Raw genomic sequence first — 24,679 nt, 5'->3', positions numbered from 1 at the left:
GGTATTAGCTGGTCAAGGATGGCGATCATACCTCAGAAGCCGCGCCACGCCTCGCTCATATGAGGGGATGGTTAAGGTGGCGAGCCATGCAGAGAACCTGGCCATAGCGGCAATATAAAATTAATAAAGTGAATCAGCTCACAATATTAAATAAATATGACAACGACGCTCACCGACAATAGTGACGAAAATAGTCTTGTGCAGCGTGAAGAGATGCCGCACTGCCATGGCACTGAAACTTGGCGGCAGCGTGGCATGGTCTTTTTATTTCATTACCGATTCGCCCCGCCCGATGGCGTAGTAATGAAAACCATGATCTTTCATCCGGCCCGGATCAAACAGGTTGCGGCCATCGACGATCAGCGGATAACGCAACGCCTGCTTGATGGCGGCAAAATTGGGGGCCTTGAAGTGGTTCCACTCGGTGCAGATCACCAGGGCATCCGCACCAAACAGCGCCGCTTCCTTGGTGCCCATCAGCCGCAGCTTGTCACAGTTGCCGTAGATTTGCTGGGCCTCCTGCATCGCCTCGGGATCGTAGGCCTGCACGGTCGCCCCGGCCTGCCACAACGCCTCCATCAAGGCCCGGCTCGGCGCCTCGCGCATGTCGTCGGTGTTGGGCTTGAACGCCAGCCCCCACAGGGCGATGGTCTTGCCGGCCAGGCTCTCCCCTTCGGCGCAAAAGAACGCTGACAGCAGCTGAAACAGCCGCGATTTTTGCAATTCGTTGACTCGCTCCACCGCCCGGATCAACGGCGTGTCGTACTCCAGCTCCTGGGCAGTGGCCAGCAAGGCTTTGACATCCTTGGGAAAACAGGAGCCGCCATAGCCGCAACCCGGGTAGATGAACTGATAGCCGATGCGCTGATCCGAACCTATTCCCTGGCGCACCATCTCGATGTCGGCGCCGACTCGCTCGGCCAGCCCGGCCATCTCGTTGATGAAGCTTATCTTGGTGGCCAGCATGCAGTTGGCGGCGTACTTGGTCAGCTCGGCGCTGCGCACATCCATGAACAGGATGCGGTCGTGGTTGCGGTTGAACGGCTCGTAGAGCTCGCGCATCAGCTGGCGGGAGGCCTCGTTGGCGGTACCCACCACGATGCGATCCGGCCGCAGGCAATCCTGGATGGCGGAGCCCTCTTTCAGAAATTCGGGGTTGGAGACCACGTCGAAGGCGAACGACTGATCCCGCTGCTGCAGGATGGCGTTGACCCTGGCGGTCACCTTGTCGGCGGTGCCCACCGGCACGGTCGACTTGTTGACGATGATGACGGGCCGATCGCGATACTGGGCGATGGTCTCGGCCACCGTCAGCACGTGGCTCAGATCGGCGGAACCATCCTCCCCCGGTGGCGTGCCTACCGCCAGAAACTGCACATCGCCGTGTTTGACGGCCAGCACGGCGTCCGTGGTGAACACCAGGGCGCCGCTCTTGATGTTGCGCTGCAGCAGGGATTCGAGACCGGGTTCATAGATGGGCACCTGGCCATCCATCAGGGCTGCCACCTTCTGTTCATCGACATCGACACAGATCACCTGATGACCGACGTCGGCCAGTACGGTGGCCTGAACCAGGCCCACGTAGCCACTTCCAAATACAGTAATGTTCATATTGATACAACCAAAATGTCAGAGAAAATGTAATTTGGAAAAACAAGAGTTGGGGGGGTTATAAATATTTATCACATTACCTAAGATGACCGCACCAGTTAATTGTTACCAGCTGTTTCTGGACCATTGCAGGCCCGCTTTTATATACGTTATGTTGAGTGCAATTTGTTGGGGCTGCCCGCTTTCACGGGCACTGATTAATATTCTTCGTTGGATCTCTTATGCAAGATTTTCTGCCATTTTCGAGGCCCGCCATCGGTGATGCCGAGATAAGTGCTGTCTGTGACGTATTGAAATCGGGCTGGATCACCACGGGCCCGAAGAATCATGAACTGGAACAGCAATTTTGCGACACATTCGGCTGCCAGCACGCGGTCGCACTCTGCTCCGCCACCGCCGGCATGCACGTCACCCTGCTGGCGCTGGGCATAGGCCCGGGGGATGAGGTGATCACCCCCTCCCAGACCTGGGTCTCCACCATCAACATCATCACCCTGCTGGGGGCCGAGCCGGTCTTCGTCGACGTGGACCCCGATACCCTGATGACCAGCGCCGAGCTGATCACGCCGCTCATCACCGCCAACACCAAAGCCATCATCCCGGTCCACTACGCCGGTGCCCCGGTCGATCTGGATCCGATCCTGGCGCTGGCCGGCCGCCACGGCATTGCGGTCATCGAGGATGCCGCCCACGCGGTCGGTACCCGCTACCGGGAGCGCTGGATCGGCGCCAGCGGCACCGCCATCTTCTCCTTCCACGCCATCAAGAACCTGACCTGCGCCGAAGGGGGCATGCTGGTGACCGACGACAAGGCGCTGGCGGACAAGGTTCGAATGCTCAAATTCCACGGCCTGGGAGTGGATGCCTTTGATCGCATGAGCCTGGGCCGCAAGCCGCAGGCGGAGGTGATCACCCCGGGCTTCAAATACAACCTGGCCGACATCAACGCCGCCATCGCCCTGGTACAGCTGGCGCGCCTGCCCGAGCTCAACGCCAAGCGGGCCGAACTGGTGGCCCGCTATCAGGAGCAACTGGCCGGTCTGCCGCTGGCGCCGCTCGCCGTGCCGGGCTACCCCCACCTGCACGCCTGGCACCTGTTCATGGTGCGGGTCGACCCAGATCGCTGCGGGCTCGACCGGGATCAGCTGATGCAGGCACTGCAGGAGCGCGGCATCGGTACCGGTCTGCACTTTCGGGCAGCCCACACCCAGAAATACTACCGCGAACGCTATCCGACCCTCAGCCTGCCTCATACCGAGTGGAACTCGTCACGCCTGTGCACCCTGCCACTCTTCCCGGACATGACGCTGGCCGACGTCGACCGCGTGGTCGCGGCCCTTATCGACATATTGGAGTAATGCAACGTGAACAACACTGACATCAAGCTGGTTTCGGTGGTCATCCCCGTCTACAACGAGGAGGCCAGCCTGCCCGCGCTGCTGAGCCGGGTCACCGCCGCCTGCGATCAGCTGTCACAGGATTACGAGGTGATCCTCATCGACGACGGCAGCCACGACGGCTCCACCGAGCTCATCAGAGACGCCGCCGGTGAGGGCAGCAAGCTGGTCGGGGTGCTGCTCAACCGCAACTACGGTCAGCACGCCGCCATCATGGCCGGCTTCGAGACCGCCAAGGGGGATCTGGTGATCACCCTGGATGCGGATCTGCAAAACCCGCCGGAGGAGATCCCCCGCCTGGTCGAAGCCGCCATGCAGGGCTACGACGTGGTAGGCACCATGCGCCGCAACCGCCAGGACTCCTGGTTTCGCAAGACTGCCTCCAAACTCATCAACAAGTCGGTGCAAAAGGCCACCGGTGTGCACATGAGCGACTACGGTTGCATGCTGCGCGCCTATCGCCGTCACATCATCGACGCCATGCTCTGCTGCCAGGAGCGCAGCACCTTCATCCCCATCCTGGCCAACAGCTTCGCCCGCCGCACCATAGAGCTGGAAGTGGGCCACGCCGAGCGGGCCCACGGCGAGTCAAAATACGGGCTGATGCACCTCATCAACCTGATGTATGACCTGGTCACCTGCATGACCACCACCCCGCTGCGTCTGCTCAGCATCGTCGGCAGCGTGGTGGCAGGCATCGGCTTTACCTTCTCCATCCTGCTGATCCTGATGCGCCTCATTCTGGGCGCCGACTGGGCCGCCGATGGCGTCTTCACCCTCTTTGCCATTCTCTTCACCTTTGTCGGCGTGCAGCTGCTGGGCATGGGGCTGCTGGGAGAATACATAGGCCGCATGTACACCGACGTGCGCGCCCGTCCCCGCTACTTTATCCACCAGATCGTGCGCAGCGCCACCACCCCTTCGCAACAGGAAGCTGAACAATGAAAGTCGTCGTCTTTGCTTATCACGATATCGGTTGCACCGGTATCGAGGCCCTGCTCGAGGCAGGCTACGAGATCCAGGCCGTCTTCACCCACGCCGACGATCCGGGCGAGAACCGCTTCTTCGGCTCGGTCGCCCAGCTCTGCGCCGAGCACAACCTGCCGGTCTACTCCCCCGAGGACGTGAACCACCCGCTCTGGATCGAGCGCATTCGCGAGCTGGCGCCCCAGGCCCTCTTCTCCTTCTACTACCGCAACATGCTCAAGCAGGCGATCCTCGACATCCCGACCGTCGGCGCCTTCAACCTGCACGGCTCCCTGCTGCCCGCCTACCGCGGTCGCGCGCCCATCAACTGGTGCCTGGTCAACGGCGAGGCCGAGACCGGCATCACCCTGCACCAGATGACCGCCAAGCCCGACGCCGGCGCCATCGTCGCCCAGCAGGCGGTGGCCATTGCCGACGACGACACCGCGCTGACCCTGCACGGCAAGGTGCGCCTCGCCGCCCGGGCGCTGCTGGAGCAAGAGCTGCCCAAGCTGCGCGCCGGCGACATCCGCCTCACCCCGCAGGATGAGAGCAAGGCCAGCTACTATGGCCGCCGCACCCCGGCCGATGGCGAACTGCACTGGCACCGCCCGGCCCGCGAACTGCACAACCTGGTGCGCGCCGTCACCCAGCCCTACCCGGGCGCCTTCAGCTTCGCCGGCGATCGCAAGCTGACGGTGTGGAAGAGCCACTGGCTGGCCCAGCAGAGCGACAAGCAGCCGGGCACCATCCTGAGCCAGGAGCCGCTGCGCATCGCCTGCGGTGAAGGGGTGCTGGAGATAGTGGCCGGTCAGGCCGAAGGCGGACTCTATGTGCGCGGCGCCCAACTGGCCCGCGAACTGGGGCTGGTCGAAGGAATGAAGATCGGCGCCAAGGCGAGCAATGCCCTGCGCAAGGCGCGGCTGACCCGGGTGCTGATCCTCGGCGTCAACGGCTTCATCGGCAACCACCTGACCGAGCGCCTGCTCCAGGATGGCGGCTACGAGGTCTATGGCCTCGACATCGGCTCCAGCGCGGTGGACCGTTTCATCGGTCACCCCAACTTCCACTTCGTGGAAGGGGACATCAGCATCCACACCGAGTGGATCGAGTATCACATCAAGAAGTGCGACGTGATCCTGCCTCTGGTGGCCATCGCCACCCCCATCGAGTACACCCGCAACCCGCTGCGCGTGTTCGAGCTCGACTTCGAGGAGAACCTCAAGATCGTCCGCTATTGCGTGAAGTACCACAAGCGCATCATCTTCCCCTCCACCTCCGAGGTGTACGGGATGTGCGACGATCACAGCTTCGATGAAGACAGCTCCCGCCTCATCGTCGGCCCCATCAACAAGCAGCGCTGGATCTACTCCGTCTCCAAGCAGTTGCTGGATCGGGTCATCTGGGCCTACGGCAAGAAAGAGGGGCTCAACTTCACACTGTTCCGTCCCTTCAACTGGATGGGGCCGCGTCTGGACAGCCTGGACTCTGCCCGCATCGGCAGCTCCCGCGCCATCACCCAGCTGATCCTCAACCTGGTGGACGGCACCCCGATCCAGCTGGTAGACGGCGGCGCCCAGAAGCGCTGCTTCACCGACATCGAGGACGGCATCGAGGCCCTGTTCCGTATCATCGAGAACAAGGAGAACCGCTGCGACGGCCAGATCATCAACATCGGCAACCCGGACAACGAGGCCAGCATCCAGCAGATGGCCGAGATCCTGCTCGCCAAGTTCGAGGCTCACCCGCTGCGCGACCAGTTCCCGCCGTTTGCCGGCTTCAAGCTGGTGGAGAGCAAGTCCTTCTACGGCGACGGCTATCAGGACGTCTCCCACCGCCGGCCGAGCATCGCCAATGCCCGTCGCCTGCTGGGCTGGGAGCCGACCATCGAGATGGAAGAGACCATTGGCAACACCCTCGACTTCTTCCTGCAAGGGGCGGTCACGACGGGAGTCGAGCATGACTGAGGTAGGTCTGCGGATCGACGTCGATACCTTCAGGGGGACCCGTGACGGGGTGCCCCGCCTGCTGCAACTGCTAGACAAGCATCAGGTCAAGGGGAGCTTCTTCTTCTCGGTCGGACCGGACAACATGGGGCGCCACTTGTGGCGCCTGCTAAAACCCCGCTTTCTGCTCAAGATGCTGCGCTCCAACGCAGCATCCCTCTATGGACTGGACATATTGCTGGCCGGCACCGCCTGGCCCGGCAAGTCCATCGGCAAGCAGCTCGGCTCCCTGATGCGCGACACCGACAGCGCCCGTCACGAGGTGGGGCTGCACGCCTGGGATCACCACGGCTGGCAAGCCAACACCGGCCGCTGGGACCAAGCCGAGCTGACTCGTCAGACCCGGCTCGGGGTGGATGCGCTCAACCAGATCCTGGGGCGCGAAGTGGATTGCTCCGCCGCCGCCGGCTGGCGAGCCGACCCCCTCACCACCCAGGCCAAGGAGCAGTTCGGCTTTCGCTACAACAGCGACTGTCGCGGCAGCGGCCTGTTTCGGCCCCTGCTGCAGGATGGCCGCCCCGGCACCCCGCAGATCCCGGTCAACCTGCCCACCTTCGACGAGGTGGTGGGCCATCAGGTAACGGTCGACGGTTTCAACCGTTTCCTGCTGGATCAGCTGGCCACCCCGCCGGCGCAGGGCCCGCACGTCTACACCATCCACGCCGAAGTGGAAGGGATCGTGATGGCGGATCAGTTCGATGCCCTGCTCGGCGAAGCCAGGGCGCGCGGCATCCGCTTCGTGCCGCTCGGGGATCTGTTACCATCCGACCCGACCACGCTGCCGACCGGCCGGCTGGCACGCGGCACCCTGCCCGGACGGGAGGGCTGGCTCGGCTGCAAGGCCGAGGCCTGAGATGAATGACGCCACCTCGGGTGGCAGGACTAACCATCGCGCTAATCACACCATGCAACAGAGGATGTCATGACGTTGACCAAGTGGGCCCTGCCCCTGTTCTTTCTCTTCTTTTACCTGCTGCCGCTCGATCAGCGGCCGCTCTGGAGCCCGGACGAAAACCGCTACGCCGAGATCAGCCGGGAGATGGTGAGCACCGGCGACTGGGTCGTGCCCCACTTCCTGGGCTTGCGCTACTTCGAGAAACCCATCGCCGGCTACTGGTTCAACAGCATCAGCCAGCAGCTGTTCGGTGACACCAACTTCGCCGTGCGCTTCGCCTCGGCCGCCGCCACCGGCCTGAGCGCCCTGCTGATCTGCTGGTTTGCCCTGCAGCTGTGGCAGTGCCGGCGTAAGGCCTTCCTGACCGGGCTCATCTATCTGTCGCTGCTGATCGTCTACGGCATCGGTACCTACAGCGTGCTGGACGCCATGGTCACCCTCTGGCTCAACGCCGCCATGGTGAGCTTCTACATCATCCGCAAGGAGGACTCCCTTGGCAGCCGGGTCGGTGGCTATCTGCTGTTCGGCCTTGCCTGCGGCATGGGTTTTCTCACCAAGGGCTTCATCGCCCTGGCGGTACCCGTGGTGGTCATCGTGCCCTACGTCATCTATCAGCGCCGCCTGCTCGAGCTGGTGCGCTTCGGGCCGCTGGCCATCCTGAGCGCGGTCCTGCTGGCCGCTCCCTGGGCCATCGCCGTGCACCTGCGCGAACCGGACTACTGGCACTACTTCTTCTGGGTTGAACACATCCAGCGCTTCGCCGCTGACAACGCCCAGCACAAGGCGCCGTTCTGGTACTACCTGCCCATGGGGCTGCTCGGCACCCTGCCCTGGCTCGGCCTGCTGCCCGGCGCCCTGCGCAAGGGCTGGCAGGAGCGCAAGATAAACCCGGAAACCCTCTACCTGCTGGCCTGGGTGATCTTGCCCCTGCTGTTCTTCAGCATTGCCAAGGGCAAGCTGCTCACCTACATCCTGCCCTGCTTCGCCCCGCTGGCCATGCTGATGGCCGCCAGCGCCGTCGACCTGCTCAAGGAGGGGAAAGAGCGGGCCTTGCGGGTCAATGCCTGGCTAAACGGCCTGTTCGGCCTCATCTGCCTGGTGGTGCTGGCCGTGCTGGCGTTCTCCCCCAGCCACGCCGTCTATGGCGAGGAGGATCACGGTGCGCTGGCGGTGGCCATGGTCATCTTCGCCGGCTGGAGTCTGCTCGGCTTCATCCAGTTGAAAGAAGTCAGCCGCCGCTGGACCCTGAGCGCGCTCTGCCCCATGGTGCTGGCCATCGGCCTGCCCTGGGCGCTGCCGCAATCGCTGATCGACTCCAAGCTGCCGGAGCGCTTCATCGAAGCCAATCAAGCCGTGCTGATGAAGTCGGGTACCCTGCTGGCCAACGACGTCGGACTGGCCTCCTCCCTCGCCTGGGAAACTCAGCGCAGCGAGATCAACCTGTTTGACAGCAAGGGCGAGGTACATTACGGCCTCGGCTACCCGGATGCGGCGGGGCGCTACGTGGCCCGTGCCGACTTCCCGGCCTGGCTGGAACAGGCGCGCAAGAATGGGCAGGTGGCCCTGCTGATGAAGACCGATCGCGACGGCAACACCGGGCCCGTGCCCCCCGCCGACGAGACCATCGTCAGCCACCGGCTGACCCTGCTCATCTACCACGGGGCCCAGTGATGGACATCCTGCTGCTGTTGCTGGTGTGCCTGCTGACCTGCAGCGGCCAGATGCTGCAAAAGCAGGCGGTCGTCAGCTGGCAGCACCAGCCCTGCAACCACTGGCAGAAGCTGCGCTCACCCTGGCTCATCGCCAGCGTGGCAGCGCTCGGCTGCGGCATGCTGCTCTGGATCTACCTGCTGCAGCGGCTGCCGCTCAGCATGGCCTACCCCATGCTCAGCATCAATCTGGTGCTGGTGCTGGTGGGTTCCAGGCTGTTCTTTCACGAGCAGATCAGCTACCACAACTGGCTGGGAGTGGGGGCCATCATAGTGGGCGCCCTGCTGCTGGGAGGTTTGCTATGAGTGATGACCATCCGCACGCGGGCCAACCACCGGCCAACCCTGCAAGATCGGCGCTGAAGGGGTATCTCTACGTGCTCGGCAGCATCTTGCTGGTGACGGCCGCCCAGCTTGGCATGAAGTGGGGGGTGATCCAGCTGCCGACCTGGCAGATGGATCTTGCCGTGATGCTGGCCCATCCGCTGCCGCTGCTGGTGATCCTGGCCGGGGTCGGCTGCTACGCTCTGTCGCTGCTCTGCTGGCTGGCGGCGCTGCACTCCACCCCGCTCAACATCGCCTACCCCCTGCTCAGCACCAGCTATGCGCTGGTCTACCTGCTGGCGGTCAACATCCCGCTCTTCGCAGAACCGCTGGAGCCCGGCAAGGCGCTCGGGGTGCTGTTCATTCTGCTGGGGGCCGTGCTGGTGGGGATCAAGCCTGCGGCCGGCACCAAGCAGGCCAGCTAGTTTTTCTCTTTGTTTGCCACAAGGGCTGCCACGGCGGCCTTTTTTGCGTCTGCGACCGATGCCCGTACGCTAGCACGTCCGCGAAGCAGTTGCGCGGTGGTACTGTCAGGTCGCACACTTGACCGCACTCGGAACATGCCTTTATAACGGAACTCCCAAGGAAGAGAGAATTCTATGTCGGCAAAGCATCCCATCATTGCGGTTACCGGTTCGTCCGGAGCCGGCACCTCCACCTCCACCAACGCCTTTCGCTCCATGTTTCATCAGCTCGGTTATCAGGCGGCCGTGGTGGAAGGGGACAGTTTTCATCGCTACACCCGCCCGGAAATGGACGTGGCGATCCGCAAGGCGCGCGAACAGGGGCGCCACATCAGCTATTTCGGCCCCGAGGCCAACGACTTCGGCCTGCTGGAGAGCTTCTTTCAGGAGTACGGCCAGAACGGTAGCGGCCAGTATCGTCGCTACCTGCACAGCTTCGACGAGGCGGTGCCCTTTAACCAGATGCCGGGCACCTTCACCCCCTGGCAGAACCTGCCAAGCGACACCGACCTGCTGTTCTATGAGGGGCTGCACGGCGGCGTGGTCACCGATGAGCACAACGTGGCCCGCCACGTGGACTTCCTCATCGGGGTAGTGCCCATCGTCAACCTGGAGTGGATCCAGAAGCTCATTCGCGACACCTCGGAGCGCGGCCATTCCCGCGAAGCGGTCACCGACTCCATCGTCCGCTCCATGGACGACTACATCAACTTCATCACCCCCCAGTTCTCCCGCACCCACATCAACTTCCAGCGGGTGCCGACGGTGGATACCTCCAACCCCTTCAGCGCCAAGGTGATCCCGAGTCTGGACGAGAGTATGCTGGTGATACGGTTTCGCGGCATCAAGCAGGTGGATTTCCCCTATCTGCTGTCGATGATCGACGGATCCTTCATGTCACGGATGAACACCATCGTAGTGCCGGGCGGCAAGATGGGCTTCGCGATGGAGCTGATCCTGCGCCCGTTGATCCAGCAACTGATTGAAACCGGCAAGATCACCTGAGCCAAGGAGCTGATGATGCGGTTAGCGTTTATCTCTGTGGGATTGGCCGCCCTGCTGGGTGGCTGCAGCAGCGGCCCGGCCGCGCCGACCCTGGAAGCGGGCACCATGGTGGTGCGCCCGGCGGCCAGCTGGCCTTTCGGGGCAACGCCGCGCTATGCGCTGGCCGAGCAGTTCCAGTATGCCGGCGACAGCGCCGAAGGCTGGCTGGAGCCGGTGCAACAGGCGGTCAATCAGGAGCTGGGGCGCAAGGGGTGGCAGAGCGTGCCCCTCGACGAGGCCGATGTGTGGGTCGCCATCGGGGTGGCCGGCAGCAAGGATCTGAGCGACGGCGAGATCTTCGCCCGCCTCGGCATGACCCCTGGGTTGCAGGCCAAGGCCGATGCCCGCAAGGGCACCCTGGCCATCGTGCTGCTCGACCGACGCACCCAGCAGGCGGTGTGGAGCAGCGCCATCTCCCTGGCCAGCGACGTGGCCATCGCCGAAGGGGAGCGTCAGCAACTGAGCCAGCAACTGGCCGCCAAGATGCTCAACGCCCTGCCGCACTGACCCCCAATATGCAAAACGGCCTGCATTGAGCAGGCCGTTGTCATCACACCATGACGATCACTTGCGCTGGCAAGTCAGCAGGGTTACCCCTTTCTGGCTGAGGATGGCCTGCTTCTCCTGATTCCAGAAGGTGGTCACCCCGTCGGAATACTTGGCACCGGACTCCGCCTCGACCCGGCCCAGCTTGTGATAGACCCCGGCATAGGGGAACTGCACCATGTCGGCCTGGGCATCATAGGTCACGGCCAGCAGCTCCTCACCGCACTGATACTGGCTGTACTGGTACTGGGTCGGTTGCGGCATGCTGCAAGCCGCCAGCCCCAGCAGGGGGAGTAACGCTATCATCTTTTTCATTGCACTTTCCTTATGTCATGGTGTTATTCGATCGGAAGAGCCACTGCTATCAGGCTTCAAGAATTTGATAACTATGGGTAATTTCTACCGCTTTTTCCAACATCAGGGAAACTGAACAATATTTTTCCATCGACAGATCCACCGCGCGGGCCACCTGCTTTTCGGCCAGCCCCTTGCCGGTCACCACGAAGTGGAGGTGGATCTTCTCGAATACCCGCGGCACCGAGTCAGCCCGCTCACCGGCCAGCTCCACATGGCAGGCGGTCACGGATTGGCGCGCCTTCTCCAGGATGGAGACCACGTCGATCGAGCTGCAACCGCCCACCGCCAGCAGGATCATCTCCATCGGGCTGACACCTTCGCCGGGGTTGGCACCGTCCAGGATCACCTTGTGACCGGACTCACTCTCGCCCACAAACTGCATGCCTTCCACCCAGCTGACCTTGGCTTTCATTTCACATTTCCTCTTGATGACGACAGATCTGACTGACATAGCATACCGCAGACGACGCGACAGCGGCACATATCCGCCATTTTCACGAACTTCCTGACTAACTAGATCAAAATCAACATCTGATGCCCCCATCTTCCCTACAATGGCGAACGGAACGCAGCAGGGGTTGCAAGGGGAGCTGGCAAAAGCCCTCAAAGCCTTGTCAGCACAGACAAAGGCTCTTATCCTACTGCGACTAATACAAGGAATGGCAAGGTTGGCAGCTTGCCCGGACGCACGAGTCCATAAAAAGACACTACAGAGGAATTCTCATGGTCATTGGCAAACCGCAAAGCGATCCCACCCTGGAATGGTTCTTGTCGCACTGCCACATTCATAAGTATCCCGCCAAGAGCACCCTGATCCACGCGGGTGAGAAAGCGGAAACCCTCTACTACATCGTCAAGGGCACTGTGGCCGTCTTGATCAAGGACGATGAAGGCAAGGAGATGATCCTCTCCTATCTGAACCAGGGCGACTTCCTGGGCGAGATGGGGATGTTCGAAGAGAGCGAAAACCCGGAGCGTTCCGCCTGGGTGCGTGCCAAAGGTTCCTGTGAAGTGGCCGAGATCTCCTACAAGAAGTTCCGCCAGCTGATCCAGGTCAACCCGGAAATCCTGATGCGCCTCTCCGGCCAGATGGCGGCCCGCCTGCAGCACACCAGCCAGAAAGTCGGCAACCTCGCCTTCCTGGACGTGACCGGCCGGATCGCCCAGACCCTGCTGAACCTGGCCAAACAGCCGGATGCCATGACCCACCCGGATGGCATGCAGATCAAGATCACCCGTCAGGAGATAGGCCAGATCGTCGGCTGCTCCCGTGAAACCGTCGGCCGGATCCTCAAGATGCTCGAAGAGCAGGAGCTGATCTCCGCCCACGGCAAGACCATAGTGGTGTTCGGCACTCGCTGATCCCGCGACTGGCGGCCCCGCACTGGGTCGCTGGATAAAAAAGGCTGCCACGGCAGCCTTTTCTGATCGTCTCCCCTATAATCCCGAACGCCCCTGCCGTCATGGCCTTCGCCAAGAGAAATCCTATGCACCTGCAATGCCCTATCTGTCGCAGCCCGCTGCAACTTCATGAAGCCTCCCGCGGGGTCTACTGCACCAACAAGCACCACTTCGATCCCGCGCCGGAAGGCTATCTGGATCTCATCCCCGGCAAGAAGAATCCCAAGGACAGCGACAGCCGCGCCCTGATGCGCGCCAAACGCCACTTCCTCGAGCAGGGCCACCAGTTGCCACTGGTCGAGGCGATGGCCAGCCTGCTTGCCCCCCTCGAACCGCGCGAGCTGATCCACCTGGGCTGTGGCGAGGGTTACTACTGCCGGACCCTGGCCGAGCGCCTGCCGGGCTGGCAATTTGCCGGCGTCGACATCGCCAAGAACACCATCTTCGCCGCCAACAAGGCGCAGCCGGACGCTCAGTTCGTCATCGCCGATCCGGCCCGCGCCCCCATTCTGCCGGGCACGGCCCAGCTGCTGCTGGTCAACGATCTCAAGGTCAAGACCGAGCAGCTGGTCAGCTGGCTGGCACCGGGCGGCTATCTGCTCTACCTGCAGCCGGGCCCCCGCCACCAGTGGCAGCTGAGGGTCAGCCTCAACCCGGTCAGCATGGAGCACCCGCTGAGCTGGCCGAGCCTGGCCGGCCTCAACCCCATGGGTCAGCTGCGCTGCCAGTTCAGCATGCAGATGGACCAGGGCCTGCGCAGCTTCATCCTGGAGACCAGCCGCCTCGGCTGGCGCGCCAGCGGTGAACAGCGTCACGCCTTCAGCCACCAGGGACCGGACGAGCTGGAGCAGGATCTGCTGCTGAGCCTGTGGCAAAAGCCGCTCTGATGGCGCACCCTCCCATGAAAAAAGGCCCTGACGGGCCTTTTTTATTGCGCGGAGATGTCGTTACAGCTTGATCCAGGCATCGCTCCAGGCCGTGCCCTTGCCGGGCTCATAGGCCCAGGCCGCGCCGGCACACCAGCCGGTGTAGGGATGGGGCTTGCACTGGTAGTTGCCGCCCAGGTTGCTCACCTTGTCACCGGCCCTGTAGGCGGTTCCCTCCTTGTAAGGCGGGTTGCCATCCGGCGGCGTGGTGCCGCCGCTGCCCTTGATCAGGATCTCGTGGGTGGCGCTGCGGCTCAGCCCCTTGTCGTCGGTCACCTTGAGCACGAAGCCGTAGCGGGTGTCGCTGGTCGGGGTCGGCGGCAGGATGGCGCTCAGGGTGGACTGCGTCAGATCCGAGGCGCTGGCCCCGGCAGGCAGGGTCCAGGCGTAGCTGAGGGGCTTGCCTTCCGGATCGCTCGAGCCCTGGCCGGAGAGCAGCACGGTGGCGCCGCCCAGCGCCTCGCTCGGGCCGCTGATGCTGGCCACCGGCGGCAGGTTGGTGCCACCGCCGTTGTCCTCGATCACCACCTCGGGGAAGAAGTGCTGCACGCAGCGGCTGTAGTCACGCTCCTTGAACGCGCTGAAACGGGTCTGGTAGCCCACCAGCTTGCAGGCGTAGCTCTTGCCACCGTTGGGGTTACCCGGCACATAGCTCCAGTCGTTCTCCCAGTAGATGGGCAGGGCACCGGCGCCGGCCTCGTCAAAGACCTTCATGTTCTTGCAACCGAGCACCTCGTCGGCAGGCACCGGCACGCCCAGATACTGGGCCTGGGCCTGGTAGTAGGTGATCCGGTTCTGGGATTGGGCATGCTCGGCTGCACCGCCGCACTCCACCCCGCCGTTGATGATCTGGGTGGTCACCCCGAAGCCCGGCACCAGGCCGTTCTGCCGGTCGTGGGCGTTGGGCTGCCAGGTACCGTCGATCACGTGCAGCATGGAGGGCTTGGGCGGCTGCGGATAGACGAAGAAGAACACGGCGCTGGCCAGGTTGAGCCAGGTGTCCGCCACTTTCTCCGGGTTGTCCAGCAGGGTGCGCACAGTACCAAACATGGCCTCGGAGAAGGGGCCGTAGTTGTAGTTGTACGACAGCTGCTTGGCGCCGCGACCGAAGTAGCTCTTGAACTCGCCGTTGTCGAACTTGCCGCACGGCCACTGCTGACCCTGCCACACATCCGGCCGGCACTCGGCGTTGTAGCCGCCGCGCATCTGCTCGGTCCAGCCCATCTCCCGCACCCACACCAGCCCCTGACGCCACTCGGGCTCGGGGCGCCAGCTCTCGTGGCCACCGGTCTCCTGGGCGAAGTGGGCAAACATGGTGGCCAGCGACTTGCGGCAGATGGCTTCGGCGTTGCGCCCGTCGCTGTAGTCGCCGCAGAAGGCCGGGAACTTGGCCACCGCCTGCAGGAAGCCGCGATAGGTGTACTCCGGCGCCCGCAGCGGGAACAGGAAGTTGAACTGCAACTCGCTGAGCAGCCCTTCCACCCGCTTGACGTTGGCGGGGTTGAGCGGCAAACCGGGGGCCACCGCCTCGACCACGGCGTTGTCGCGGGTGGCGATGGAGGCCTTGACCGCCGTCATGGCCGGGAAATCGGTGAGCGCATGCTCCTTGGCATCCAGCTCGCTCTGGCTCAGGTAGACAGTGCTGCCGTCAACGGCGCCGCTGCCTCCCTGCGCGGGCGGGGCTATGCCCTCCCCGTCACCGGGTGGCGTCGCTTCGCCCGCCCCCAGCAGGGCCCACGGAGAATCCCACTCGTTGGCGACCTGCACGCCCGGGCTCTGGCCCGGATTGGCATACCATTTGGCCTCGTAGATCTGGCCGTTGAAACTGACCTGGCTGCCGCCGCCATAGCCCTGATTGAGGTCATAGGCGCTGGCGGCCCACAGCTGACCGCTCAGACAGAGCCCGGCCAGCAGGGTGGCCACAGAGGACTTTCTTGTCATCATATTTACCTCTTGCTTGATGAAAGGCGGGGCTTGGCCCCCGCCAGTGGCACCTCGCATTGCGCGAGGAGAAAGGAGAAAAACACTCAGCGTGCCGCCAGCGGCATGCCGTTGACCGTGTAGCCAAGCCCTACCGGGGCCGGGGCAAGCTGGGCCTCGGCCTGTGACTGGTTGCGGCACAGCACGCTGGCGCTGCGCGGTTCGCTCGCGCTCGGCACGTTGACGTGGAACTTGTTCATCACGCTGGCGCTCAGCCGGTGATTGGCCAGCTTGAAGCGCAGCAGGCCGTCGCGGGTCTCCACCTGCAGCTGGCAATCACTGTTGCCGAGCCGCTCGCCGTCATCGCCATAGGCAAAGCCATAGGCACCGTGCAGGGCCGGATAGAGGTAGCTCGGCAGCTGCCCCTGCGGATCGTAGTAACCGACCAGGGTGGTCACCGGCACGCCGAAGACGGCTGGCTTGCGATCAGCCGCCAGATCCGTCGGCGCCCCCTCGTTCCAGCGGCTGCCGTCGGAGCGGTAGCTCTTCTTGAAGCCGCGCGAGACGGTGATCTGCTGGCCGTTGATGAAGAGGGTGCTGTTGTAGCCGGCGTTGTGGTCGATGCTGACAATGCGGCCACGATTGACCGCCGAGGCGGCCGGCAGCTGGATGTTGCGGGTCCAGTTGCCATCCCACATGGCCACCTTGACCAGATCGTACTCGGCCAGCAGGGCGGCCAGCTTGACCTCTCCCAGATCGCTCACCGGCGCGGTGATCTGCTCGGCGAGGTCGACCCGGTGGCGGTAGGGCTCCATCCTGGCCTGGCTTTCGTTCCACTTGCTGAAGCCGGTGGGGGACGCTGCGTCGAACACCGCCTTGCTCTCGAGGAAGCGCTGGATGATGGCGGCCGAGTTGGGGGTGTAGAGGGTGAAGCGGTTGAAGCCGGAGAGCGGCTCGCCGCCGGCCATGGCGTCGAAGCCGAACTTGCGGCCGTCAAACGGCGCCTGGCACTGACCATCGAGGCAGGCGCTCTGGCCGCTGCGGCTCGCAAAGAAGTTGGGGATGAAGCGGTTCTTGTCGCCATCCCAGCCCCAGGTGGCATTGATCTGATCGGCGCTGCGGTGCACCGAGCCGGCAAAGCCGCCCACGTAGTGGCCGAGACCGTAGTTGTGGCCCACCTCGTGGCTGAACTCGTTGCCAAGGGAAGCGTCGAGCGTGACGATGCCGCCCCCGCCGGAGCCGCCGTGCACCTGCACCCCGTTGGCATACTTGCCACGGCTGTTGTGGGCCGCCAGCTGGGCCACCACGTAGGGATGGCTGTTCTCCCCCTCCCCGGCGGTGCTGTTGATGCCGTAGTTGGCATTGTCGATGCCAAGGGAGATGAGCTCCTTGCCGATGCGCTGGCGCATGGTGCCGCTGTGCCAGCCCCCTTCGCTCGGATCAAAATCGGTGAGCAGGGTGCCATCCGGCAGCATCACTTCCGGCAACGACAGCGGCGCATACTGGCTGACGATGAGCCGGCTGGCGGGAATGGTCTGGAAATACTCCCGCTGGGCTTCTTTATCTTTGGCAAAGGCGAACTGGTCGCGCGGGCTGGTCAGCATGCCGATGTCGATGGTGTGAATGAGCAGCTCCCCCGGCGCCCCCACCTTGAGGTCGTTCAGCTCACCGCTCAGATCCCCCTGGCTCAGGCGCAGGGTGAGGCCGGGCAGGATCCACTCGGCCGGCAGCACGGCGCTCCAGGCATCGCTGGCATAGGTGATGCCGTTGTTTTCCAGCTCGCCATCGCGGATCCACTGCCCGCGTACGAACTTGAACTGCTGGCTCTGACCTCGGGAGATTGTTACCTGGCGGCCACTGAAGTAGACGGTGGAGTTGTAGCCGGCATTGGAGGCGAGGCGCACCATCTTGCCCTCCAGGCTTGCGCCGCGGGGCAAGAAGATGTCGCGCACCCAGCGGCCGTCGGCGGTCTGGATGGTGACCAGGGCATGAGGCTGCAGCTTGCCGAGCAGGAAGGCGCCACTCGGATCGCTCAGCCTGGCCAGCTCGCTGCTGCTGTTGATGACGGCACTGGTGCCGGGGCCCGGGGTGAAGTCGACCCCCTCCTCCGGCGTTCCTTCCAGGTAGTAGGCGGTCTTGGGCAGGCGGGAGGGCGGATCCAGCGTGAGGCTGCCGAGCAGCTTGCCGGCGCCGTCGCGGGCCTCGAGCGCCAGCGGCGCCTGGTTGCCGGCCTGCAGCGGGCGCACCAGCAGCAGGCTCTTGCGCAGGGCGGTGAGGCGAGGCTGGTTGTCCCCCTCCCGCGGGTGGGCCGGCAGGATCTGGCTCTGGGCAAACTGGACGCCGGCCAGCAGCGACCCCTGCAGATCGTTCTGCGGACGGGTGGCGTCAAAAACCAGCGGGGTGGGTGGCTGAACGGCGGCCAGCAGCGGGCCGCTTGCCAGGGCTGCGCCGATCAGGCAGGCAAGACGTGTGGTGCATGTGGTCATGGTGGTGCTCTTTGTTGTTATGGGGGAAAAAAGGGGGCATGCCTGGCATGCCCCGATGGGTTTGACGGTGAGGTTATTTGCAGCTGGCGGCGCCGATGTCCTGCCAGACGTCGTGCTTGCCGGGCTCGTTGCCGCGGGTCCAGTACTGGGCCTTCCACTGGCGACCGTTGTGGGTGGTCACGTCACCGGCGTTGTAGGCGACGCTGACATCCCAGCCCAGCTGCACCTGGCTTATCAGCTTCCACTGATCGGCGGTGCGGCTCGGTTCGTTGCCCTGGGTCCAGTACTTGGCCTGCCACACCAGCTGGTTGTGGCTCACCTTCTCGCCACCGTTGTAGGTGGTCGAGGCCTTCCAGGCCGGCCAGTTGGCGGCATCCGGATCGGTGGCGTTGCAGTCGCCGCCACCGCTGACCGGGGTCACGGTGAGGCGGGTCTTGCCCTGGGCATCCAGGGCGCCGTCGGTCACGGTGACGGTGAGGTCATAACCGGTCTCCACGGTGACGCTGGGGCCCGTCACCACCAGGGTCTTGCTGTTCTGACCGCTGGCGGTAACCCCGGCCGGCACGCTCCACTGATAGCTCAGGGTGTCGCCATTGGGGTCGGTGGCGCTGGCGGTGATGCTCACCTGCTTGCCAGCCTGCACCGAGACCTTGTCCTGCACCGTGACGACCGGCGGCAGGTTGGGTTGCGGCGCCTTGTTGGTCACCACCACCTGATCCTTGGCGCTAAGGTTGTGGTCATCGGTCACGGTCAGCTCGAACACCAGATTGACGTCCTGGCTCACCGCATCGACGCTCACCTTGGCCTTGGCCTGGGTGGCATCGCTCAGGGTCGCCTTGGGACCGGAGATCTGGGCCCAGCTGTAGCTCAGCACCGCCCCTTCCGGATCGCGGGAGGAGGAACCGTCCAGCACCAGCTGGGCCGGCCCGGTCACCGCGAGATCGGTGCCGGCGTTGGCCACCGGCGGCTTGTTGACCGGCGGTGTGCTATCGCCGTGGCCCAGCCCCTCGTGCATGGCGTTGAGAATGTCGCCGTTGTCGGCGTCGATTTCCCAGGCGAACATGCCGCCGAGCTGGTTGGCCAGCACGTACTGCCCCTTGGCCTTGACCGAGCGCTCGTCATCGAAGGTGATGAGCTCACCGGTGGAAGCCTTGAACACGGACGGTGCCTCGGCCACTTCGTCATAGCTGTACTGCCAGTCGCCGGCCATCTTGCCCTTGGCGATGCCGCGGTAGTCGATGACCCCCTTCTCCCAGATCCCTTCCGCTTCGGTCCCCGCAATCGGGCCGGTGGCGGTGCCGGTGAAGGGGTTGTTGCCCTGATACCCGCTGACGCCGGTCCAGCCGCGACCATACATGGCGGCACCCACCACCACCTTGCCCGGCTCGACGCCCTGACCCAGCAGCGCCTTGACCCCCTTGTCGGTGGTGTACTTGGTGTTGGGATCCCAGCTCGACTCATAGAGCGCGGTCTGGTGACCCAGCCCGGTGTTGGTCCAGGCGCCGTTGAAGTCGTAGCTCATCAGGAAGATGTGATTCATGTATTGCTGGGCGGCGCGATAGTCCACCTTGGCAATCTTGTCACCGCCGGCGCTGATGGCGGAGGTGAGCTCATAGGTACGGCCGGTCTCTGCGCTCAGCTCGTCGAGCATGGCGCGCAGCTCCTTCATCAGCAGCACGTAGGTCTCGCCGTCGGAGGGGCTGCCGAGGTTGGGGTTGGCCCCCAGGCCCCCCGGGAATTCCCAGTCGATGTCCACCCCGTCGAAGAATTTCCAGGTCTGCAGATACTCCTTCACCGAGGCGACGAAGGTGTCGCGCTTGGTCTTGTCACCGAAGAAGAAGAAGGGGTCGGAGAGGGTCCAGCCACCGATGGAGGGGAGGATCTTCAGGTCCGGATAGGCCTTCTTGAGCGCCATCAGATTGCCGAAGTTGCCCTTGTAGGGTTCGTCATAGGCGGTGAGATTGCCCTGCCCCATCTGGATGGCGGCCCAGGGATCGTGGATGGAGACCTTGAAGTCCTCGCGGCCGGCACAGGAGCGTTGCAGCGCCTCGAAGCTGCCGGAGATCTCTTTCAGGCTGTCGTTGATGCCGTTGCCACCGCAGATCGGGGTGAAGCCGTAGAGGATGTGGGTCAGGTTCTGGGCCGGGATCTTGTCCACGGTGAACTTGCGACCATAGACCCCCCACTCCACGTAGTAGGCCCCCATCACCTTGCCGGTCTTGTTGACGTAGGGCTTGTTGTTCTCCTTGAGCGGCGCCTTGAGCGGCAGCAGGTGGCTGCCGTCGGTGTCGGCCACCAGGATCTCTTTCTTGTCGGAGAGGGTGCAGCCGTCGGCGTTGCACAGCGCCACCTGCATCTGGTAGCGGCCCCCCTTGGTGACCTTGAAGTTGGCGGTGCCGGAGGCGGACGCGGCACCGGACCACACCTCCTTGCCGTCGAGCAGTACCTTGGCGGTCTGGCCGACATCACCGGACCAGAGGTTCCAGCTCACGCTGACCGGCGCGCCATCGGCGTGCACCTTGACCAGCTTGTTGTAGGAGGTGGCGGCTTGATCCACTTCGACGATGGCGAACTTGGTTTCGCCCCAGCCGATGGTGGGTTTGCCGGGGGCGGCGGCGAAGGCGGAGGAGGCGCACAGACCCCCGACCAACAACGCCAGTACGGAGGGTTTTGGACTTAACATAGTTGAATATCCTTATTTCGTTCTTGGAATAGATAACGAAAAAGGCAACGCAACCTGACAGGTAACGCAGACAACATCGCACCATGGCTTGGCCCATGGACGAAACAACCTGTGGTGGCCCCGCTATCTTAGGTACTGCTGACCCTTAGACCGGAAGCTTTGCGTCCCGGACTTTCATCCGGTTTGCCTTTTGCACAACTTGATTTGCGACAAAAATAATCGCGACCTGACTATAAGGGAGTCAAAGGAGGGAGGGCAAACCCCCGAGCGGTTATTAATAAACCACTTTTTATCGAAAGTGAGCCTCAAACGAGAAGAAAATGCACTTTTTTGTGTCAGAAAGTGCCGATCTTGTCGGCTGGGAGCCGTCGATTAAAATTCGGACGAATTCCCGGTTTCGTGATCATCATCAAGTTTGGCCGGCCGCAAGATGCTGTTCATCAGCGCCCGCAGCTTGAGCGGCTTGACCGGTTTGCTGATGTAGCCGTAGCCGTGTTTGCGGATCTGCGCCTGCAGCTCGCTCTTGCGATCCGCACTGATGATGATGCCGCCGATGTCGTTGCCGTGGGCGAGACGCAGCATGTGTAGCGCCTGCAGCCCGGTCTTGCCGTCGTCCAGATGGTAATCGGACAGCACCAGCTGCGGCAGGAAGCCGCCGGCGATGAGATCCTCCGCCTGGGCCAGGCTCTGGGCACAGACCACCTCGCAGCCCCAGCGTCCCAGCAGGGAGTGCATGGCGATCAGGATGTCGCTCTCGTTGTCGATGCAGAGCACCCGGATCCCCTCCAGCTGGCTGTCGCGCTGGGTGGGGGCCGCCACCTGCGTCGTTGCGACAGGACGGGTCGCCAGATTGAGGGTGATGGCAAACACCGAGCCCGCCCCCGGCCAGCTGCGCAGGGTCAGATTGTGGCCGAGCACCAGGGCGATGCCGCGGGCGATGGCAAGGCCGAGCCCCAGCCCCTGCTCCCGCGCGGTGCGGGAGTGATCGAGGCGGGAGAACTCGTCGAAGATCGCCTCCTGCTTGTCGGCCGGAATGCCGGGGCCGTTGTCCCACACCTCGATGCGCACCTTGTCGCCGAGCCGGCGGCAGCCGAGCAGCACCCGGCCGCCCGGGTTGTAGCGAAAGGCGTTGGTGAGGAAGTTTTGCAGCACCCGCCGCAGCAGGCGCACGTCGCTGTAGACCGCCACACCGCTCTCCACCACCGAGAACTGGATCCCCCCCGCCTGCGCCAGCACGCCGAACTCCGCCTTGAGGTTGTCGAACACGTCGCGCAGGGCGAAATCCAGTTTCTTGGCTTTGAACTTGCCCGCTTCGAGCCGCGAGATGTCGAGCAGATCGGTGATGAGATCCTCGGTCGCCCCCAGCGCATCGTCGATGTGGCGGGCGATGCGGGCCGGCTCGTCCGCCGGTGGCAGCATCTCCAGCAGGGAGGAGGTAAACAGCTTGGCGGCGTTGAGGGGCTGGGTCAGATCGTGGCTCACCGCCGCCAGGAAGCGGCTCTTGGAGTGGTTGGCCCGCTCCACCTGCTGGTTCACCAGCAGCAGCTGGCGGTTGAGCTCGGAGAGCTCGTGGGTGCGCTCGGCCACCCGCGCCTCCAGGTGTTCGTTGGCCTCCCGCAGCACTCGCTCGGCGTCGCGAAACGGGGTGATGTCGGTAAAGGTCATCACGAAGCCGCCCGCCGGCATGGGATTGCCCTGCATCTCGATCACCCGGCCATCGGGGCGCTCACGCGCCGAAATGTGCTGGCTGCCGCGCTGCATGAAGGCGACCCGCCGCGCAACATGGGCCTCGACATCGCCGGGGCCGCACAGCCCCTGCTCGGCGTTGTAGCGGATGATCTCCTCGATGGGGCGGCCCACCTGGATGAGGCCGGGCGGATAGTGGAACAGCTCGATGTAGCGCCGGTTCCAGGCCACCAGCTTGAGCTCCCGGTCCACCACCGAGATCCCCTGCCCCATGTGTTCGATGGCTCCCTGCAGCAGGCCGCGGTTGAAGCGAAACACGTCGGAGGCCTCGTCCACTATGGTGGCGATCTCTTCGAGCTGCATGTTGCGCCCCTGCAGGGCCGAGGCCAGCACCAGGCGGGCGGACGAGGTGCCGAACACCCCGGCCAACAGCCGCTCGGTGTGGGCAATCAGCTCGGCGGAGGCCTGCATCTGGGGCGCCAGAGTGCCGCCCCGCTCGCCGGCGAAGCGGCCGAAGGCACGCTTGACCCGGCTCGAGCCGACGAAACGGGCCGCCAGCATCTCCAGCTCCTTGACCGAGACCCGCGCCTGATAGAGCGCCGTGGTGTCGCGGCTCGGCTTGCCGACGAAGTTGGCCGCCTGCAGCCGCTCGCTCACCGCCGCCTGCGACAGCAGGGAGCCCGCCACATAGCCGATGAGGTTGAGCAGCAGGCTCAGAAAGATGCACCAGGCCCCCAGGCTGAGATCGCGAAACGCGGGCCAGTCGGGCGGCGCCAGCAGGGCCGCCAGCGGCGAGCCGGCCAGCAGGCCGCTCTCCGCCAGCAGGGTGGCAAACCAGAGGCTGACCCCGAGGGCGAGACCGAGGTAGACCCCCTTGCGGTTGCCGTGCCGCCAATAGAGGCCGAGCAGCAGCGCCGGCGCAAACTGGGCCACCGCGCCGAACGACAGGTAGCCGATGCGCGACAGGCTGGTGAGATCCCCGAGCCAGAGGTAGAGCCCCCAGGCCGCCAGCAGGATCAGCAGGATGGCGCCGCGGCGCACCTGCAGCAGCAGGCGCACCAGCCGCTCGTCCCGTCCCTGCTGCCAGAAGCGGCGCAGCAGCACCGGCAGCACCAGATCGTTGCTGACCATGATGGCCAGCGCGATGGTACAGACGATCACCATGCCGGTGGCCGCCGAGGTGCCGCCAAGAAACGCCAGCAGCGCCATGCCGTCGAAACCGAGCGACATGGGCAGGCTGATCACATAGGTATCCGAGGCCATGCCGGCCCCCACCCACTGCTTGCCCGCCAGCGCCAGCGGCCAGATGAAGAGCCCCATCACGAACAGGTAGAGCGGAAACAGCCAGCGCGCCCAGTGCAGATCCTGGCCCTGGTTGTTCTCCACCACGGTCACGTGAAACTGGCGCGGCAGGCAGATGACGGCGCACATGGCGACCAGGGTGTAGATGGCGAGCTCCAGCAGGCTGCCCGGCGTCACCGCCACCACCGCATCGAGAAAGTCGCTGGCCACCAGGGTACGGGCCTGGCTCGGCTTGCTGAGGATAAGCCAGAGCGCAAAGCCCCCCACCGCCATGAAGGCGAGCAGCTTGACCACGGATTCGAAGGCGATGGCCACCACCATGCCGCGGTGGTGCTCAGTGGCGTCCAGATGGCGGGTGCCGAACAGGATGCTGAACAGGGCCAGCAGCAGGGCCACGCCGAGGGCCAGCCCGGCGGTATTGCCGGTGGGGCCGGCAGGCACAGAGTTGGCCATCAGCAGATCCAGCCCGGTGACGATGGCTTTCAGTTGCAACACCAGGTACGGCAGTATGCCCATGATGGCGATCAGCGCGATCACCATGGCCAGGCGCTGGGACTTGCCGTAACGGGCGGCGATGAAGTCGGCGATGGAGGTGATGTGCTCGCGCTTGGCCACCAGGATGAGGCGGGCCAGCAAGCGCCAGCCAAACAGGAACACCAGCATGGGGCCCAGATAGATGGGCACCGGTGACCAAGGCGACTCGCTGGCCTGGCCCACCGTGCCGAAGAAGGTCCAGGAGGTGCAGTAGACCGCCAGCGACAGGCTGTAGAGCAGGGGCTGCCCCTTTAAACGGCGACGTTTGTTCTTGTCCGCCACGTAGGCGATCAGAAACAGCAGCCCCAGATAGGAGAGCGACAATCCGATCAGCAACCATCCCTGGTGCATCTGTAACCTCTTGTCCGTGTTGAAGATTCAAGCGCAGCAGCAGCCAGTCTAGAGAGCCGCCCGAAAAATGT

18 protein-coding genes and 1 riboswitch are annotated in these 24,679 nt (G+C 64.0%); of the genes, 11 read left to right on the top strand and 7 right to left on the bottom strand.

What is annotated here, in order from left to right; translation table 11 throughout:
* Positions 1–264: 264 nt before the first annotated feature.
* On the bottom strand, positions 265–1,611 hold the full coding sequence (locus tag PG899_RS03940) for a UDP-glucose dehydrogenase family protein (protein ID WP_043159595.1): 1,347 nt from the start codon (positions 1,609–1,611) through the stop codon (positions 265–267).
* 221 nt (positions 1,612–1,832) lie between these two features.
* On the opposite strand from PG899_RS03940, the gene arnB reads away from it, so the two are divergent.
* From arnB to PG899_RS03895, 9 genes are all read left to right on the top strand, one after another.
* Entirely contained in the window at positions 1,833–2,969 is a 1,137-nt protein-coding gene (gene arnB, locus PG899_RS03935; protein WP_077095342.1) for a UDP-4-amino-4-deoxy-L-arabinose aminotransferase, read from the top strand.
* A gap of 6 nt (positions 2,970–2,975) precedes the next feature.
* Entirely contained in the window at positions 2,976–3,953 is a 978-nt protein-coding gene (gene arnC, locus PG899_RS03930; protein WP_016349714.1) for an undecaprenyl-phosphate 4-deoxy-4-formamido-L-arabinose transferase, read from the top strand.
* On the top strand, positions 3,950–5,941 hold the full coding sequence (arnA, locus tag PG899_RS03925; protein WP_077095343.1) for a bifunctional UDP-4-amino-4-deoxy-L-arabinose formyltransferase/UDP-glucuronic acid oxidase ArnA: 1,992 nt from the start codon (positions 3,950–3,952) through the stop codon (positions 5,939–5,941). The genes arnC and arnA overlap by 4 nt, the downstream gene beginning before the upstream one ends.
* A complete protein-coding gene (gene arnD / locus PG899_RS03920; RefSeq protein ID WP_077095344.1) occupies positions 5,934–6,833 on the top strand; it encodes a 4-deoxy-4-formamido-L-arabinose-phosphoundecaprenol deformylase in 900 nt (299 codons plus the stop codon). Before arnA ends, arnD begins: the two co-directional genes overlap by 8 nt.
* Before the next feature lie 69 nt (positions 6,834–6,902).
* Positions 6,903–8,546 (top strand): lipid IV(A) 4-amino-4-deoxy-L-arabinosyltransferase, encoded by a 1,644-nt coding sequence (gene arnT / locus PG899_RS03915; protein ID WP_077095345.1) that lies wholly within the window; start codon positions 6,903–6,905, stop codon positions 8,544–8,546.
* Complete coding sequence (locus PG899_RS03910) at positions 8,546–8,890, top strand: EamA family transporter (protein ID WP_077095346.1); 345 nt, start codon at positions 8,546–8,548, stop codon at positions 8,888–8,890. The genes arnT and PG899_RS03910 overlap by 1 nt, the downstream gene beginning before the upstream one ends.
* Positions 8,887–9,333, top strand: coding sequence for a 4-amino-4-deoxy-L-arabinose-phosphoundecaprenol flippase subunit ArnF (gene arnF, locus PG899_RS03905; protein ID WP_077095347.1), 447 nt, complete (start codon positions 8,887–8,889; stop codon positions 9,331–9,333). Before PG899_RS03910 ends, arnF begins: the two co-directional genes overlap by 4 nt.
* Positions 9,334–9,507: 174 nt before the next feature.
* Positions 9,508–10,377, top strand: a complete 870-nt coding sequence (locus PG899_RS03900; RefSeq protein ID WP_011704920.1) for a phosphoribulokinase — start codon at positions 9,508–9,510, stop codon at positions 10,375–10,377.
* A gap of 15 nt (positions 10,378–10,392) precedes the next feature.
* Entirely contained in the window at positions 10,393–10,923 is a 531-nt protein-coding gene (locus tag PG899_RS03895) for a DUF4136 domain-containing protein (RefSeq protein WP_011704919.1), read from the top strand.
* Between the two features lie 57 nt (positions 10,924–10,980).
* Here the strand turns inward: PG899_RS03895 and PG899_RS03890 are convergent, their stop codons facing one another.
* Together PG899_RS03890 and PG899_RS03885 are read right to left on the bottom strand one after the other, a co-directional pair.
* Complete coding sequence (locus PG899_RS03890) at positions 10,981–11,277, bottom strand: MliC family protein (RefSeq protein WP_011704918.1); 297 nt, start codon at positions 11,275–11,277, stop codon at positions 10,981–10,983.
* A gap of 49 nt (positions 11,278–11,326) precedes the next feature.
* Positions 11,327–11,731 carry an OsmC family protein gene (locus PG899_RS03885; RefSeq protein ID WP_179101307.1) on the bottom strand — a complete coding sequence of 135 codons (405 nt, stop codon included), beginning with the start codon at positions 11,729–11,731 and terminating at the stop codon, positions 11,327–11,329.
* Positions 11,732–12,042: 311 nt separating this feature from the next.
* Between PG899_RS03885 and crp the strand changes: the two genes are divergently transcribed.
* Entirely contained in the window at positions 12,043–12,681 is a 639-nt protein-coding gene (crp, locus tag PG899_RS03880; RefSeq protein ID WP_011704916.1) for a cAMP-activated global transcriptional regulator CRP, read from the top strand.
* 125 nt (positions 12,682–12,806) lie between these two features.
* On the top strand, positions 12,807–13,607 hold the full coding sequence (locus PG899_RS03875) for a putative RNA methyltransferase (protein WP_077095349.1): 801 nt from the start codon (positions 12,807–12,809) through the stop codon (positions 13,605–13,607).
* A 60-nt stretch (positions 13,608–13,667) separates the two neighbouring features.
* Here PG899_RS03875 and PG899_RS03870 read toward each other — a convergent pair whose 3' ends face one another.
* The 4 genes from PG899_RS03870 to PG899_RS03855 all read right to left on the bottom strand — a co-directional run bounded on the left by PG899_RS03870 (position 13,668) and on the right by PG899_RS03855 (position 24,608).
* Positions 13,668–15,590, bottom strand: coding sequence for a glycoside hydrolase family 19 protein (locus PG899_RS03870; RefSeq protein WP_289710452.1), 1,923 nt, complete (start codon positions 15,588–15,590; stop codon positions 13,668–13,670).
* Positions 15,591–15,673: 83 nt separating this feature from the next.
* Positions 15,674–18,052 carry a M66 family metalloprotease gene (locus tag PG899_RS03865; RefSeq protein ID WP_190283741.1) on the bottom strand — a complete coding sequence of 793 codons (2,379 nt, stop codon included), beginning with the start codon at positions 18,050–18,052 and terminating at the stop codon, positions 15,674–15,676.
* A 73-nt stretch (positions 18,053–18,125) separates the two neighbouring features.
* Positions 18,126–20,735, bottom strand: coding sequence for a glycosyl hydrolase family 18 protein (locus PG899_RS03860; RefSeq protein WP_077095352.1), 2,610 nt, complete (start codon positions 20,733–20,735; stop codon positions 18,126–18,128).
* A gap of 110 nt (positions 20,736–20,845) precedes the next feature.
* Positions 20,846–20,933, bottom strand: a riboswitch (cyclic di-GMP riboswitch).
* A gap of 174 nt (positions 20,934–21,107) precedes the next feature.
* Positions 21,108–24,608, bottom strand: coding sequence for a hybrid sensor histidine kinase/response regulator (locus PG899_RS03855; RefSeq protein ID WP_077095353.1), 3,501 nt, complete (start codon positions 24,606–24,608; stop codon positions 21,108–21,110).
* Between the last annotated feature and the right edge of the window lie 71 nt (positions 24,609–24,679).

This window comes from Aeromonas sp. QDB39 (assembly GCF_027707585.1).
GTDB lineage: Bacteria > Pseudomonadota > Gammaproteobacteria > Enterobacterales > Aeromonadaceae > Aeromonas > Aeromonas hydrophila.
The sequence above is the reverse complement of the archived record's forward strand: the minus strand, read 5'-3'. Positions and strand labels throughout refer to the sequence as shown.

Bases quoted from the DNA above. Each gene is read 5' to 3' on its own strand.
- PG899_RS03940 (WP_043159595.1), bottom strand. From the start codon at position 1,611: ATGAACATTACTGTATTTGGAAGTGGCTACGTGGGCCTGGTTCAGGCC.
- arnB (WP_077095342.1), top strand. From the start codon at position 1,833: ATGCAAGATTTTCTGCCATTTTCGAGGCCCGCCATCGGTGATGCCGAG.
- arnA (WP_077095343.1), top strand. From the start codon at position 3,950: ATGAAAGTCGTCGTCTTTGCTTATCACGATATCGGTTGCACCGGTATC.
- arnD (WP_077095344.1), top strand. From the start codon at position 5,934: ATGACTGAGGTAGGTCTGCGGATCGACGTCGATACCTTCAGGGGGACC.
- arnT (WP_077095345.1), top strand. From the start codon at position 6,903: ATGACGTTGACCAAGTGGGCCCTGCCCCTGTTCTTTCTCTTCTTTTAC.
- PG899_RS03910 (WP_077095346.1), top strand. From the start codon at position 8,546: ATGGACATCCTGCTGCTGTTGCTGGTGTGCCTGCTGACCTGCAGCGGC.
- arnF (WP_077095347.1), top strand. From the start codon at position 8,887: ATGAGTGATGACCATCCGCACGCGGGCCAACCACCGGCCAACCCTGCA.
- PG899_RS03900 (WP_011704920.1), top strand. From the start codon at position 9,508: ATGTCGGCAAAGCATCCCATCATTGCGGTTACCGGTTCGTCCGGAGCC.
- PG899_RS03895 (WP_011704919.1), top strand. From the start codon at position 10,393: ATGCGGTTAGCGTTTATCTCTGTGGGATTGGCCGCCCTGCTGGGTGGC.
- PG899_RS03890 (WP_011704918.1), bottom strand. From the start codon at position 11,277: ATGAAAAAGATGATAGCGTTACTCCCCCTGCTGGGGCTGGCGGCTTGC.
- PG899_RS03885 (WP_179101307.1), bottom strand. From the start codon at position 11,731: ATGAAAGCCAAGGTCAGCTGGGTGGAAGGCATGCAGTTTGTGGGCGAG.
- crp (WP_011704916.1), top strand. From the start codon at position 12,043: ATGGTCATTGGCAAACCGCAAAGCGATCCCACCCTGGAATGGTTCTTG.
- PG899_RS03875 (WP_077095349.1), top strand. From the start codon at position 12,807: ATGCACCTGCAATGCCCTATCTGTCGCAGCCCGCTGCAACTTCATGAA.
- PG899_RS03870 (WP_289710452.1), bottom strand. From the start codon at position 15,590: ATGATGACAAGAAAGTCCTCTGTGGCCACCCTGCTGGCCGGGCTCTGT.
- PG899_RS03865 (WP_190283741.1), bottom strand. From the start codon at position 18,052: ATGACCACATGCACCACACGTCTTGCCTGCCTGATCGGCGCAGCCCTG.
- PG899_RS03860 (WP_077095352.1), bottom strand. From the start codon at position 20,735: ATGTTAAGTCCAAAACCCTCCGTACTGGCGTTGTTGGTCGGGGGTCTG.
- PG899_RS03855 (WP_077095353.1), bottom strand. From the start codon at position 24,608: ATGCACCAGGGATGGTTGCTGATCGGATTGTCGCTCTCCTATCTGGGG.